Below are 12408 nucleotides of genomic sequence, written 5' to 3' on the forward strand. Positions count from 1 at the left end.
GACGGCGAATTCCCCCGCGTTGGCGGCGTCGCGCTACGCGGCAGAAGTAATCAAAAAATAGAGCTGCTTGCGCTTGCTGGACAAGCGCTGGAGGCCGATTCGGCTTGAATCCTGCTCTGGCCTACTGCCGCCAGAAGAACACCGCCGCCATCACCAGCCCCGTCGCCACGATGCCCCAGCGCAGCACCGGCGCGGGCAGCTTGCGCGCCACGCGCGCGCCGCCGTATCCGCCCAGCGTGGCGGCCACCATCATCAGCAGGGCCTGCTTCCACTCCACGATGCCGCCCGCCGCGTAGATCGCCACGGCGATGGCGGTGAGCAGCGCGGACACGAGATTCTTCATGCCGTTCATGGCGTTGAGCTGCGTCTGCCCCAGCAGGCCGAACAGGGCCAGCAGCAGGATGCCCAGCCCGCCGTTGAAGTAGCCGCCGTAGGCCGCAACGGCCAGCATGCCCAGGCCGGCTTTCGATGCCGACACGGGGCCGTGGCCGGTGGCGCCGGCCCATCGGCGCAACTGCGGACCGAAGGCGAACATGGCGGTGGCGGCCAGCAGCAGCCAGGGCACGATCTTCTTGAACGTGGCATCGGGCGTGACCAGCAGCAGCGCCGCCCCGGCCGAGCCGCCGATGAGCGACAGCAGCACCACGGCGCGCATCGACAGGCCCGGCGGCGGCTGCATGTCCTCGCGGAAGCCCCAGGCCCCGGCCATGTAGCCGGGCAGCAGCGCGACGGTGCCGGTGGCATTGGCGGCCACGGGCGGCACGCCGGTGAGGACGAGCGCGGGCAGGGTGAGGAAGCTGCCGCCTCCGGCGACGGCGTTGAGGGCGCCAGCGACGAAGGCGGCGGCCAGGAGCAGGGCGGTGTCGAACATCGGCGCCGATCTTAGGCGGGCAGCGGCGCCCGATTGGGTATGCGCCGGGTTACGGTGCTTTACGCGGCGTAGGGGTCGGCGAAGCCCAGCTCTTGCATGATCGCGGTCTCATAAGCCTCCATCTCGTCGGCATCCTGCGCGCTGGTTTCGTGGTCCCAGCCCTGCGCGTGCAGCGCGCCGTGCACGAGCAGGTGGGCGTAGTGCTCCTCCAGCGTCTTGTTCTGCTCGCGCGCCTCGCGCTCGACCACGGGGGCGCAGAGCACGAGGTCGGCCACGGCCACGGGCTCCTGCTGGTAGTCGAAGGTGAGCACGTTGGTGGCGTAGTCCTTGTGGCGGAACTCGCGGTTCAGGCGCTGGCCTTCCTCGGCGCCCACGATGCGCACGGTGATCTCGGCATCCACGGCGAGCGCGTGGCGGATCCAGCGCGCGACCTTGTGGCGCGGCAGCACGGCGCGGTGGGCGGCGGCGTCGCGTGCGAACTGCAGGGACAGGGCGAGTGCGTTAAGAGCCATTTGGGCCTCCATCGCTTATCTGGTAAGCGCTACCAGCTATTGAATCAGGAGTGATCGCGGCGGCTGCCCGGGCTGCGTTGGGCGTCGTAGGCATCCACGATGCGCGCGACCAGCGGGTGGCGCACCACGTCGGCGCTGGTGAAGCGCGTGACGGCGATGCCGTTGACACGCTTCAGGACGCGCTCGGCGTCGATCAGGCCGCTCATCGCGCCCTTGGGCAGGTCGATCTGGCTCACGTCGCCCGTCACCACGGCCTTGGCGCCGAAGCCGATGCGGGTGAGGAACATCTTCATCTGCTCGGGCGTGGTGTTCTGCGCTTCATCCAGGATGACGAAGGCGTTGTTCAGCGTGCGCCCGCGCATGAAGGCCAGCGGCGCGATTTCCAGCGCATTGCGCTCGAAGGCCTTCTGCACGCGGTCGAAGCCCATCAGGTCGTAGAGCGCGTCGTAGAGCGGGCGCAGGTACGGGTCCACCTTCTGCGTCAGGTCGCCGGGCAGGAAGCCCAGGCGCTCACCTGCTTCCACGGCAGGGCGGGTGAGCACGATGCGCTGCACGGCGCTGCGCTCCAGCGCGTCCACCGCGCAGGCCACGGCCAAGTAGGTCTTGCCCGTGCCCGCCGGGCCGATGCCGAAGGTGATGTCGTGCGTGGCGATGTTGTGCAGGTACGTGCTCTGCGTGGGCGTGCGCGCGCGCAGGTCGGCGCGGCGCGTGGTGAGCTGGATGGCGCCCTCCGCGTCCTCGCGCATGCTGCTGTCGCCGGCCAGCATGAGCTGCAGGTGCTCCTCCTTGATGGGGCGCTCGGCCATCTCGTAGAGCGCCTGCAGCAGCTCCATGGCCTGCGTCGCCTTGGCCTTGGGGCCGTCCACCTTGAACTGCTCATGGCGGTGGGCGATCTTGACCTGCAGCGCCACCTCGATGGTGCGCAGGTGCGCGTCGGCGGGGCCGCACAGGTGGGTCAGGCGCGTGTTGTTGTGGGGGGTGAAGGTGTGGCGCAGGATCACGCTGATAATTCCAGCAAGAAAGGAACGCGATGATAGGCAAACTGACCGGCACCCTGCTGGAGAAGAACCCGCCCGAGGTGCTGCTGGACTGCCACGGCGTGGGCTACGAGGTGCAGGTGCCCATGAGCACCTTCTACAACCTGCCGGCCGTGGGCGAGCGCGTGGCGCTGCTCACCCAGTTCATCGTGCGCGAGGACGCGCAGCTGCTCTACGGCTTCGGCACCGCGCCCGAACGCCAGGCGTTCCGCGAGCTCATCAAGATCAGCGGCGTGGGGCCGCGCACGGCGCTGGCCATCCTCTCGGGCCTGGGCGTGGGCGACCTCGCGCAGGCCGTGTCGCTGCAGGAGGCGGGGCGCCTGGTGAAGGTGCCCGGCATCGGCAAGAAGACGGCCGAGCGGCTGCTGCTGGAGCTCAAGGGCAAGCTGGGCGCCGACATCGGCGCCAAGGCCCACGCCGCCAACGACGCGCAGGCCGACATCCTGCAAGCGCTGCTGGCGCTGGGCTACAACGACAAGGAAGCGGCCGCGGCGCTCAAGGCGCTGCCCGCTGACGTGGGGGTGAGCGAGGGCATCAAGCTCGCGCTCAAGTCCCTGGCCAAATAAATTCCAACGACCCAGGAGAACGCCATGAAGGCTTCGAATACAGCATGGGCGGCGCTGCCGCTGGTTTTGGCACTGGCCGGCTGCGGCGGCGGCAGCGGCAGCAACAACAGCACGCCGTCCACGCCCGAGACGCCTGTAGTTCCCTCGGCGGACCGCATCGAGCCTTTCGACCCCAGCGGCACTGCCAAGGCGCAGGCCGCGCCGGCGGCGCCGGTGCATGCGGCGGCCGGCCCGCAGGCCACACGCACCGTCGCCCTGGGCGCGCTGGCGCAGCCCAAGGCTGCCGCAGCGGCGCAGCCCGGCGTGCCGCTGCAGATCGGCACCGCGCGCGGCGTGCAGGACACGGCCACCGTGGCCGCCACGGCCGCGCTGCTGCGCTGGCAGCCCACGGCGCACGGCACGCAGGTGGCGGCGCTGCGCTTCACGGCCGAGGGGGCGCACGGCGTGCGCCTGGGCGTGCTGGTGCAGGCGCTGCCTGCCGGCGCGGTGCTGCGCTTCTACGGGACCATGGACGAGGGCGCCGTGGAGATCGGCGCCGACGAGCTGCGCGCCGTGGCCGAGCGCAATGCCCAGGGCGGCGCTCCGGATGACGCCGCCCGCACCTACTGGAGCCCCGACTTCGGCGGCCCGCAGACCACGCTGGAGGTGGAGATCCCTGCCGGCGCGCAGGCTGCCGCCGTGCAGCTGGCCGTGCCGCGCCTGTCGCACTTCACCGTGGCGCCCGCCGCCGCCGAGGAGGCCGCCTTCGCCAAGGTGGGCGAGTCGGGCAGCTGCAACGTGGACGTGACCTGCCGCCCCGAATACCTCGACCAGAGCCGCTCCGTGGCGCGCATGATCTATGTGCGCGAGGATGGCAAGAGCTACCTGTGCACCGGCACGCTGCTCAACGACGCGCAGTCCAGCGGCACGCCGTATTTCCTGAGCGCCAACCACTGCATCTCCACCCAGGCCGTGGCCTCCACGCTCACCACCGACTGGTTCTACCGCTCCGCGAGCTGCGGCGGCTCCGGCGTGAACCCGGCCACCACGCGCCTGGCGGGCGGCGCCACGCTGCTGTACGCGTCGGCCACCACCGACGTGTCGTTCCTGCGCCTGGACCGTCCGGCGCCGGCGGGCATCGTCTACGCAGGCACGTACTTCGGCGGCGTGCAGGCCGGGCAGGTGCTGGCCGGCGTGCACCACCCCAAGGGCGACCTGCAGAAGGTCAGCCAGGGCGTGGTGCTGCGCTACAGCACCTGCAGCGGCGAGTGGTGCACCAACAGCGACGACACCAACGGCACCTTCCTCACGCTGGGCTGGCAGCAGGGCGTGGTGGAAGGCGGCAGCAGCGGCTCGGGCGCGTTTATCACCATCGGGCCGCGCCGCTACGTGGTCGGCCAGCTGTTCGGCGGCACGTCGAGCTGCGAGAACCCGGCCGGCGTGGACCACTACGGCCGCTTCGACACCAGCTACCGCACCGCGATCAAGAACTGGCTGAACCCCGGCACGCCATAGATCGCCGGGCCTGAAACTAGCGCTCGCCATGCCAGCGGGCGCCGCGGAGCTGGCTTTGCCAGGCCGCCGGCGTCGCCCCCCTTCCCGCGCGCAGCGCGAGAGAAGGGGGGAGCGGCGAAGCCGCTCGGGGGGATGTCAATCAATCCGCGCCCCGGAGTCCTGCACGATCTGCTTCCAGTGCGCCAGCTCGCCTGGCAGCATGGCCGCGAAGCTGCGCGGGTCGGAATCCACCGGCTCCGCGCCCAGCGCCTTGAGGCGCTCGCGCATCGCGGGCGTGGCTAGCACCTTGGTGATGGCGCCGTGCAGCTTCTCGACGATGGGCGCGGGCGTGCCCGCCGGGGCGAAGAGACCGTACCACGAGGTCACGGACAGCTCCTTGCCCAGCGGCGGGATCTCGGGCGCCAGCGCCGTGGGCTTGTCCGACGCCACGCCCAGCACGCGCAGCTTGCCGCTGGTGACGAACGGCATCACGCCGGGGAAGCTGCCGAAGGTGACGGGCAGCTGGCCCGCCACCACGTCGGTGGCCGCGGCGGCCGCACCCTTGTAGGGCACGTGCAGCAGGTTCACGCCCTTCTGCTTCTTGAGCATCTCGCCCAGCAGGTGGTTGAGCGTGCCGTTGCCGGCCGACGCGTATTCCACCTTGCCGGGATGGGCCTTGGCGTAGGCCACGAGTTCGTCCAGCGTCTTGGCCGGGAAGTTCGGGTTCACCACCAGCAGGTAAGGCGCCACGGCCAGCTGCATCACGGGCGTGAAGTCCTTGACGGGGTCGAACGGGATCTTGCTGTAGAGCGCCGGGTTGATGGTGTGCGCGCTTTGCGCCGTGACCAGGAAGGTGTGGCCGTCGGGTGCGGCGCGTGCGACCTGGCTGGTGCCCAGGTTGCCGCCCGCGCCGGGGCGGTTTTCCACCACCACAGGCTGGCCCAGAGAGTTCTCCAGGCCCTGCGCCACGGCGCGGGCGATCACGTCGTTGGCGCCGCCGGGGTTCTGCGGCACCACGAAGACGATGGGGCGCGTGGGCCAGGCATTCTGCTGCGCCCATGCGGCGGGCGCGGCGGCCAGCAGGCCGAGGGCGGCGGCGGACAGGGTGCGGCGGGTGAGAGAGCGGGGCATGGGTTGTCTCCTTGTCAAGTGAATCAAAGCAATACCAGCCCGGGCGGCAGGCTGTCGCCGAGGCTGCGTTTCTGGTCTTCGGCGTCCATCGCCTGGGCCTGCTCCACCAGCGCGATCCAGCGCCCGGGCGCGGCGGCGGCACGCAACTGGGCCAGCACCTGCGCGCGCAGGTCATCGGGCAGGTCGCGCGCGCGGTCGCCCGTCATGCGGGCGATCTGCACGGCGGCGAACATCGCGTGTTCGTTCCTGCGCCAGTCCTGCGCCAGCGTGGCGGCGAGGAATTCGCGCGCGGCCTCGGGCGGCATGGTCAGGTGGGCATTGGCGGCCAGCGGCTGGCGTGCGGCCAGGCGGCCGATGGCCCACCAGGTCTGCACCGGCTCGCCGGGCTTTTGCAGGCGCTGCAGCATCCACTGGCCCATCTCCTGGCGGTATTGCCAGGGCACGGCCTCCATCGCGGCGAAGAGGCGCAGCATGTCGTCGTAGCTGCCGTGCGCGGCTTTGGCGGTGCGCTGCACGGCTTGCTGCATGTGCCCGGCCACGTCTTCCAGCAATTCCATCTGCCGCGCCTCGTCCAGCCCCGACGCGATGCGGCGCCAGAAGACCCACCATTCCGTCCAGTTCGCCGCCTCCTTGCCGTGGGCCAGGCCCTGCGCGTAGAGCTGCCACGCTTGGTCGACGCGCCAGCCGTCCAGCTCCGCGCCCACGCCGGGGCGCAGGCACCAGCCCGCGAGGTTGAGCCATGCGCGTTCGTGCTCGGGCGTGCGGCGGCGGCGCTTGGCGCGCGAGAGCAGGGCGTCGAACAGCGCGCGCAGCAGAGGGGCTTCCCAGCCCTCACGGGGCCCCAGGATCTTTTCCAGCGTCTGGCGCAGCTGGCGCACATCCTTGGGCGGTACTTCCTGCGACTGGCTGCCGAAGATGCGGTCGATGGCTTCGATGGCGGGCTTGAGGTGTTTTTGGCCTCCAGCGCTTTCCTGGCAAGCGCTACCAGCTATCGAATCGGTAGCGCCGCGCAGGTTGAAGGGCAGCAGCCACTGGCGGCTGTCGTCGTCCACGGCCACGCAGCGCACCTCCAGCGTGCCCACCTCGGTCATGCGCGCGTGGAGCTGCACTTCGACCTGCGCCTTCTCGCGCCCCTCGGGCGCGGGCAGCACGGCGGCGAGCGGCGGCAGCTCCACCCAGCCTTCGCCTGCGAGCGGCGCGATCTGTCCGGCTTGCGCGGGTGCGTCATGGCTGTTGGCGACGAGCGCGAAGCGCACCGCCTGCCCCAGCTTCAGGGCGAATCGCCGCCCGGTGAGGACGACGCGCACGCCTTCCTCGGTGCCGCGCGGCAGCAGGCACAGGCCTTTGCCCCCCGGCAGCACCAGCCAGTAGCTGCGCGCCGATCCGCCGCCGATGCGAGGGACTACGGTTTTGATAGCTGGTGGCGCTTGTCCAGCAAGCGCTGGAGGCTGATTTGACTCAAAAGTGGCCAGCCCATGCGCCGCCGCCCCGCGCGCCACGGCCCAGTCTGGGTGCGGGTTGTGCAGCACGCGCACCGGCGCGCCGTGCCATGCGCCCAGCAGCTGCGTGAGCCGCGCGGCCAGCGCGTGCGCGTGGAACACGCCGCCGTTGAGCAGAACGGCATCCGGCAGCTCGCCCTGCGCATGCCGTGCGAGGAACTGCGCCAGATGCCGTGAGATGGCCGCGTCCGCCGGGTAGGGCAGCCCCAGACCGCGCAGCGCACCTTGGCGGCGTGCAGGCGCATCGGTAAGTTGCGCGCTCGGCAGAAAGCCTTCGACCACCCAGGCGCGCACGTCATCGCGAGAGAGCGTGGCCGAGCGCGTCTGCGCCAGCAACTGCGAGCCGCCGCCGAGCAGGGTGACGGCGGCGCTCTCGGGTGCGTCCTGCGCCAGCAGCCGCTCCTTGGCGATGCGGCAGCGCTGCACGAGCTGTGCGAAGCGCGGGGCGGGCAGGCGCTGGCCCTCGCCCGCGAATTGCGGCTCCAGCCGGTGCGCGAGCGCCAGATCCATGTTGTCGCCGCCCAGCATCAGGTGCTCGCCCACGGCGATGCGCGTGAGCGTGGGCAGCCCGCCCGGCGTAGGCCCCACGCGGATCAGCGTCAGGTCGGTCGTGCCGCCGCCCACGTCGGCCACCAGCACGAGGCGGCAGCCTTCCAACTGCGTGGCCAGTCGCTCGCCCTGCAGCGCCAGCCAGTCGTGGAATGCGGCTTTGGGTTCTTCGAGCAGATGCACGACGGGCAGCCCGGCCAGCCGCGCGGCCTCCAGCGTCAGCGCCCGCGCGCCTTCGTCGAACGAGGCGGGCACGGTGAGCACCACGGTCTGCCGTTCCAGCGGCGCACCGGGATGGGCCGCATCCCAAGCGGCTTTCACATGCGCGAGGTACGAGGCCGAGGCCGCGAGCGGAGACACCTTCGCCACGCCTTCCGGTGCGCCCCAAGGCAGGATGGGCGCGGTGCGGTCCACGCCGGGGTGCGACAGCCAGCTCTTGGCGCTGGCCACCAGCCGCCCCGGCACGGCCGCGCCCAGTTCGCGCGCCCAGCGGCCGAGGGTGGCTGGTGTGTCCTCCGACGCATCCAACGGCGGCCACGGCGCGCGCCACGCATCGCCCAGCTCCTGCGGCGCGGCCTGGTAGCGCACCGAGGGCAGCAGCGGCTGGGCCTGCACCTCGCTGGCCGAGATGCGCTGGGGGATGGGCAGCAGCGTGATCTGCTCCGCATCGCCGCCCAGGGGCGCAAAGGCGCAGACGGTGTGGCTGGTGCCGAGGTCGATGCCGACGGCGTAGCGGGCGGCGGGCTGCGTCATGGGCGCTGGGGCATGCAATCAGGCGCCACTCCTCGCCGCCTCCAACGCCAGCGGAAGGTAGTGGGCCAACTCTTTGGCCTGGATGTCATTTGCCGAGCGCAGCTTGATGTGCCGCCGCCCTTTGCCGCAACCCTCCAGGTGGCCGAAGGGGTCCGAAATCTTGGCGCCCCTGCCAAACTCCACCGAGACATGCTGCCTGTAGGCAAAGACTCCGCAGAATTGCACGCCGGAGGAAAAGAGGATGCCGCCGTATTTGACCTCCTCGGTCACGGATGGAATGGTTTCCTTGACGAGCGTGCGAACAGACTCCACCCATGAGAGTTGCTCGCCGCCAAGCAGGCGGAGGTCATCGAGGAGTTCTTGGACGGATTTCGTGGCCATGGTGTGGTGTGCCTGACGTGGTTTTCCCGCGCCGCTATTCAGACGCCGCAGGCGCGCGCACGTCGAATTCCACTTTCCATCGCTCGCTGCCGCCCACGGGCACTGCGTCGAGTTCCAGCGTGCCGATATCGGTCACGCGCGCATGCAGGGTGACGGGCACGACCTCTCCGGGCGTGCGGCCTTCGGCGGGCAACTGGGCCTCGATCTCCTGCAACTCCACCAGTTCTTCCGGCCCCCAGAAGTCGAGCAGGGTGCCCACGGTGTCGTTGCGTCGCACGCTGGAGCCGAAGAAGCGCAGGCGCACGGGCTCGCCGACGACGAGGCCGAACTCCTGCGCGTCGAGCGCCACCTCGCTGCCTTCCTCCATGCCGAAGGGCGCGAGGCAGAGGGCGCTGATGGGCGGCTCCATGCCGGGGATAGCGGGCATGTTGCTTTCCACGCCCACGTAGTAGCTCTGCGCCGTACCACCGCGAATACGCACACCCTGGCCGCGTGCCGCGACGTAGCCGTGGTAGGCCGCGCCGCGTGCGACGGCCAGGTCGAGGTGGGCGCCGTCGAGCAGTCGGGCGGGGGCCGCGCCGTCTGCGGCCAGCCAGCCGTTGACGACCTGCACGATGCGCTCGGCGATCTGTGGCGCCTTGAGCACGCCGCCATTGAACAGGATGGCTGTGGGGCGCGCGAACGTGGCCTGGTCCAGCGCCCCGGCCTGCCGCGCGAGGAAGGCCGCGATGTGGCGCGTGACGGCCGCGTCCTGCGCGTAGGGCAGGCCCAGTTGCGTGAGCGCGCCGCGCGCGCGGGTCTGGGGCTTGTCGGTCACCGCGACCTCGGGGAAGAAGCCTTCGAGCAGCGTCTGCTGCACCTCGGCGCGCGTGACCTCCGTGCGGATGCTGCCGCCGATGAGCTTGCTGCCCCGGCTGGGCACGATCACGGGCACGCTCTGCACGTTCTCGTCGGCCAGCAATTGCTCCTTGGCCGCGCGGCAGCCGTGGGCGAGCGCGCGGGTCTGCCATGCGTCGAGCTGCTTGCCCTCCTGCGCCAGCTTGCGCGCCACGCCGTAGGCCAGCGCCAGATCCATGTTGTCGCCGCCGAGCAGGATGTGTTCGCCCACGGCGATGCGGCGCAGCTCCAGGCTGCCGGCGTTTTCCTGCACGGCGATCAGCGAGAGGTCGGTGGTGCCGCCGCCCACGTCCACGACGAGGATCACGTCGCCGCTCTGTACCTGCTTGCGCCAGCCGCCGCCGCTCGCCTGGATCCAGCTGTAGAGCGCGGCCTGGGGTTCTTCGAGCAGTGACAGGCGCTCGAAGCCCGCGGCCTTGCAGGCTTCGGCCGTTAGCTCGCGCGCGGCGGGGTCGAACGATGCGGGGATGGTGACGGTGACGTGCTGCGCAGCCAGCGGCGCGCCGGGGTGGGCGTGCGCCCACGCATCGCGCAGGTGTGTGAGGTAGTACACGCTGGCGGCCAGCGGAGAGATGCGTGCGACCTCGGGCGGCGCATCGGCCGGCAGGATGGGTGCGCGTCGGTCCACGCCGGGGTGGCAGAGCCAGCTTTTGGCGCTGGCCACCAGCCGGATCGGCGTGGCCGCGCCGCGCGTGCGCGCGAGTTCGCCGGTGATGCCGTCCTCGGCCGCGCCCCAGGGCAAGGCGGTATCGCCGGGGGCGAATTCGCTCTCGTGCGGCAGGTAGAGGAAGGAGGGCAGCAGCGGGCGTGCTTCGAGGGTGGCGGGCGCGGTGAGCTGCGGCACGTCGAGCACGCCCTGCACCACGCGGTCGCCATCGCTGGCCTGCAGATCCACCCACGACAGCGCGCAGTGTGTGGTGCCCAGGTCGATGCCGATGCTGAATCGGGCGCCTGTCGTTTCCACGGTCACAGCTCCACCTCGGCCTGGGCGATGACGGCGGCGGCCTTGTCGTCGGAGAGCTGCGGCAGGCGCACGTCGGCGGCGCGCCAGCCGCGGTGGGCCAGGGTGCCGGTGAACGGCGGCTGGCCGATCACGTTGCCGCTTACGCGCACGGCGGCGGCGTCGAAGCCGGGGGGCAGGGTGACGCGACTGCCCTCGGTTTCGGGGCGCACGGGCTCCAGGGTCAGGTGCTCGCGCAGCGCCTTGCGGCAGCCTTCGTGCACCACGCGCGCGGCGGCGCCGATCTCGGCGTCGGTGTAGCCGGCCACGTCTTCCTGCACGAAATCGACAAAGCGCGCCTCGCGCTGCAGCAGGCCGAGCAGTTGCAGCGCGGCGGTGGGTGTGGTGACTTCAACGCGCTTTTCGACCAGCTTTTCCACGGGCACTTCCACGCGGACTTCGACGATCTTCTCGACGGGCACCTCGCGCGGCGGCACGTCGGCGGCCAGTGCCTCGCCGCCGCGCAGGCGGGCCGCGCCCAGGGCGAGGCGTGCATCGCCCAGCACGGCGAAGGCGAGGGCGATGCGGCTGAAGAAGGAGGGGGGTGTGGATTCGGTCATGGGGCGTTGCGGGGCCGTGCGGAGACGCTGCGGCACGGCCCGGAAAGAAAGGGGACCGATGTTACCAATGGGGGACAATCGCCCCCGCATGACGATCCATACCGACGATTTCGCCCCCGCTCCCCCTCCGCCCGCGCGCGAGCGTGTGGTGTCGGCCTCGCCCGCGTCCTCGCAGGAGGAGGCGCTGGAGCGTGCGCTGCGCCCCAAGCTGCTCGATGAATACGTGGGCCAGGCCAAGGCGCGTGAGCAGTTGGAGATCTTCATCGGCGCGGCCAGGAAGCGCGGCGAGGCGCTCGACCACGTGCTGCTGTTCGGCCCGCCGGGCCTGGGCAAGACCACACTCAGCCACATCATCGCCACCGAACTCGGCGTACAGCTGCGCCAGACCAGCGGCCCCGTGCTGGAAAAGCCCAAGGATCTCGCCGCGTTGCTCACCAATCTGGAGCGCAACGACGTGCTCTTCATCGACGAGATCCACCGCCTCTCGCCGGTCGTCGAGGAAATCCTCTACCCCGCGCTGGAGGATTACCAGATCGACATCATGATCGGCGAGGGCCCGGCCGCGCGCAGCATCAAGCTGGATTTGCAGCCCTTCACGCTGGTGGGAGCCACCACGCGCGCGGGCATGCTCACCAACCCGCTGCGCGACCGCTTCGGCATCGTCGCGCGGCTGGAGTTCTATACGCCCGAGGAACTGGCGCGCATCGTCATGCGCAGCGCCGGGCTGCTGGGTACGCCCATCGACGAGGAAGGCGGCTTCGAGATCGCGCGCCGCAGCCGGGGCACGCCGCGCATCGCCAACCGGCTGCTGCGCCGCGTGCGCGACTACGCCGACGTGAAGGGCACGGGCCGCATCACCCTCGACATGGCGAACCGCGCGCTCACCATGCTCGACGTGGACCCGCAGGGCTTCGACGTGATGGACCGCAAGCTGCTCGAAGCCGTGGTGCACCGCTTCGACGGCGGCCCGGTGGGGCTGGACAACATCGCCGCGAGCATCGGCGAGGAGAGCGGCACCATCGAGGACGTGATCGAGCCCTACCTCATCCAGCAGGGCTACCTGCAGCGCACCCCGCGCGGGCGCGTGGCCACGCTCGCGGCCTACCGCCACCTGGGCGTGGCGCCGCCGAGCGCGGCGGGCGGGCTTTTCGGCGCGTAGGGCGGCACGGCGACTGGCGG

Annotated in this window: 11 protein-coding genes; 3 read left to right on the forward strand and 8 right to left on the reverse strand. The window is 71.0% G+C overall.

All coding sequences use genetic code 11. The features are described 5' to 3' along the window. Nucleotides 1-121: 121 nt before the first annotated feature. From AVS7_RS12225 to AVS7_RS12235, 3 genes are read right to left on the reverse strand one after another with little or no spacing between them, the layout of a single operon-like run. Complete coding sequence (locus tag AVS7_RS12225; RefSeq protein ID WP_020228684.1) at nt 122-871, reverse strand: sulfite exporter TauE/SafE family protein; 750 nt, start codon at nt 869-871, stop codon at nt 122-124. A gap of 59 nt (nt 872-930) precedes the next feature. Further along, nucleotides 931-1383, reverse strand: a complete 453-nt coding sequence (gene ybeY, locus AVS7_RS12230) for an rRNA maturation RNase YbeY (RefSeq protein ID WP_020228685.1) — start codon at nt 1381-1383, stop codon at nt 931-933. 44 nt (nt 1384-1427) lie between these two features. After that, nucleotides 1428-2384, reverse strand: a complete 957-nt coding sequence (locus tag AVS7_RS12235) for a PhoH family protein (protein ID WP_020228686.1) — start codon at nt 2382-2384, stop codon at nt 1428-1430. Nucleotides 2385-2413: 29 nt separating this feature from the next. Here AVS7_RS12235 and ruvA point away from each other — a divergent pair, with 29 nt between their 5' ends. Together ruvA and AVS7_RS12245 are read left to right on the forward strand one after the other, a co-directional pair. Then, complete coding sequence (ruvA, locus tag AVS7_RS12240) at nt 2414-2986, forward strand: Holliday junction branch migration protein RuvA (protein WP_020228687.1); 573 nt, start codon at nt 2414-2416, stop codon at nt 2984-2986. 24 nt (nt 2987-3010) lie between these two features. Beyond that, entirely contained in the window at nt 3011-4480 is a 1470-nt protein-coding gene (locus AVS7_RS12245) for a serine protease (protein ID WP_020228688.1), read from the forward strand. Nucleotides 4481-4615: 135 nt separating this feature from the next. Here the strand turns inward: AVS7_RS12245 and AVS7_RS12250 are convergent, their stop codons facing one another. The 5 genes from AVS7_RS12250 to AVS7_RS12270 are packed head-to-tail and all read right to left on the reverse strand — an operon-like array spanning nt 4616 to nt 11229. Continuing rightward, nucleotides 4616-5590: a tripartite tricarboxylate transporter substrate binding protein gene (locus AVS7_RS12250; protein ID WP_020228689.1), complete on the reverse strand. Its 975-nt coding sequence runs from the start codon at nt 5588-5590 to the stop codon at nt 4616-4618. 23 nt (nt 5591-5613) lie between these two features. Next, entirely contained in the window at nt 5614-8391 is a 2778-nt protein-coding gene (locus AVS7_RS12255) for an Hsp70 family protein (protein WP_020228690.1), read from the reverse strand. Nucleotides 8392-8409: 18 nt separating this feature from the next. Continuing rightward, nucleotides 8410-8772 (reverse strand): DUF1801 domain-containing protein, encoded by a 363-nt coding sequence (locus AVS7_RS12260; RefSeq protein ID WP_020228691.1) that lies wholly within the window; start codon nt 8770-8772, stop codon nt 8410-8412. Between the two features lie 34 nt (nt 8773-8806). After that, entirely contained in the window at nt 8807-10639 is a 1833-nt protein-coding gene (locus tag AVS7_RS12265) for an Hsp70 family protein (protein WP_020228692.1), read from the reverse strand. Beyond that, nucleotides 10636-11229, reverse strand: a complete 594-nt coding sequence (locus AVS7_RS12270) for a DUF2760 domain-containing protein (RefSeq protein WP_020228693.1) — start codon at nt 11227-11229, stop codon at nt 10636-10638. Before AVS7_RS12270 ends, AVS7_RS12265 begins: the two co-directional genes overlap by 4 nt. Nucleotides 11230-11317: 88 nt before the next feature. Between AVS7_RS12270 and ruvB the strand changes: the two genes are divergently transcribed. Continuing rightward, nucleotides 11318-12388 (forward strand): Holliday junction branch migration DNA helicase RuvB, encoded by a 1071-nt coding sequence (gene ruvB / locus AVS7_RS12275; RefSeq protein WP_034690804.1) that lies wholly within the window; start codon nt 11318-11320, stop codon nt 12386-12388. Nucleotides 12389-12408 lie beyond the last annotated feature (20 nt).

Origin of the sequence: Acidovorax sp. MR-S7, from assembly GCF_000400995.2 — a bacterium.
Taxonomy (GTDB): domain Bacteria; phylum Pseudomonadota; class Gammaproteobacteria; order Burkholderiales; family Burkholderiaceae_C; genus MR-S7.

What these genes read in the sequence shown, in the direction of transcription:
- AVS7_RS12225 (WP_020228684.1), bottom strand. Translation starts at nt 871, where the DNA reads ATGTTCGACACCGCCCTGCTCCTGGCCGCCGCCTTCGTCGCTGGCGCC.
- ybeY (WP_020228685.1), bottom strand. Translation starts at nt 1,383, where the DNA reads ATGGCTCTTAACGCACTCGCCCTGTCCCTGCAGTTCGCACGCGACGCC.
- ruvA (WP_020228687.1), top strand. Translation starts at nt 2,414, where the DNA reads ATGATAGGCAAACTGACCGGCACCCTGCTGGAGAAGAACCCGCCCGAG.
- AVS7_RS12245 (WP_020228688.1), top strand. Translation starts at nt 3,011, where the DNA reads ATGAAGGCTTCGAATACAGCATGGGCGGCGCTGCCGCTGGTTTTGGCA.
- AVS7_RS12250 (WP_020228689.1), bottom strand. Translation starts at nt 5,590, where the DNA reads ATGCCCCGCTCTCTCACCCGCCGCACCCTGTCCGCCGCCGCCCTCGGC.
- AVS7_RS12255 (WP_020228690.1), bottom strand. Translation starts at nt 8,391, where the DNA reads ATGACGCAGCCCGCCGCCCGCTACGCCGTCGGCATCGACCTCGGCACC.
- AVS7_RS12260 (WP_020228691.1), bottom strand. Translation starts at nt 8,772, where the DNA reads ATGGCCACGAAATCCGTCCAAGAACTCCTCGATGACCTCCGCCTGCTT.
- AVS7_RS12270 (WP_020228693.1), bottom strand. Translation starts at nt 11,229, where the DNA reads ATGACCGAATCCACACCCCCCTCCTTCTTCAGCCGCATCGCCCTCGCC.
- ruvB (WP_034690804.1), top strand. Translation starts at nt 11,318, where the DNA reads ATGACGATCCATACCGACGATTTCGCCCCCGCTCCCCCTCCGCCCGCG.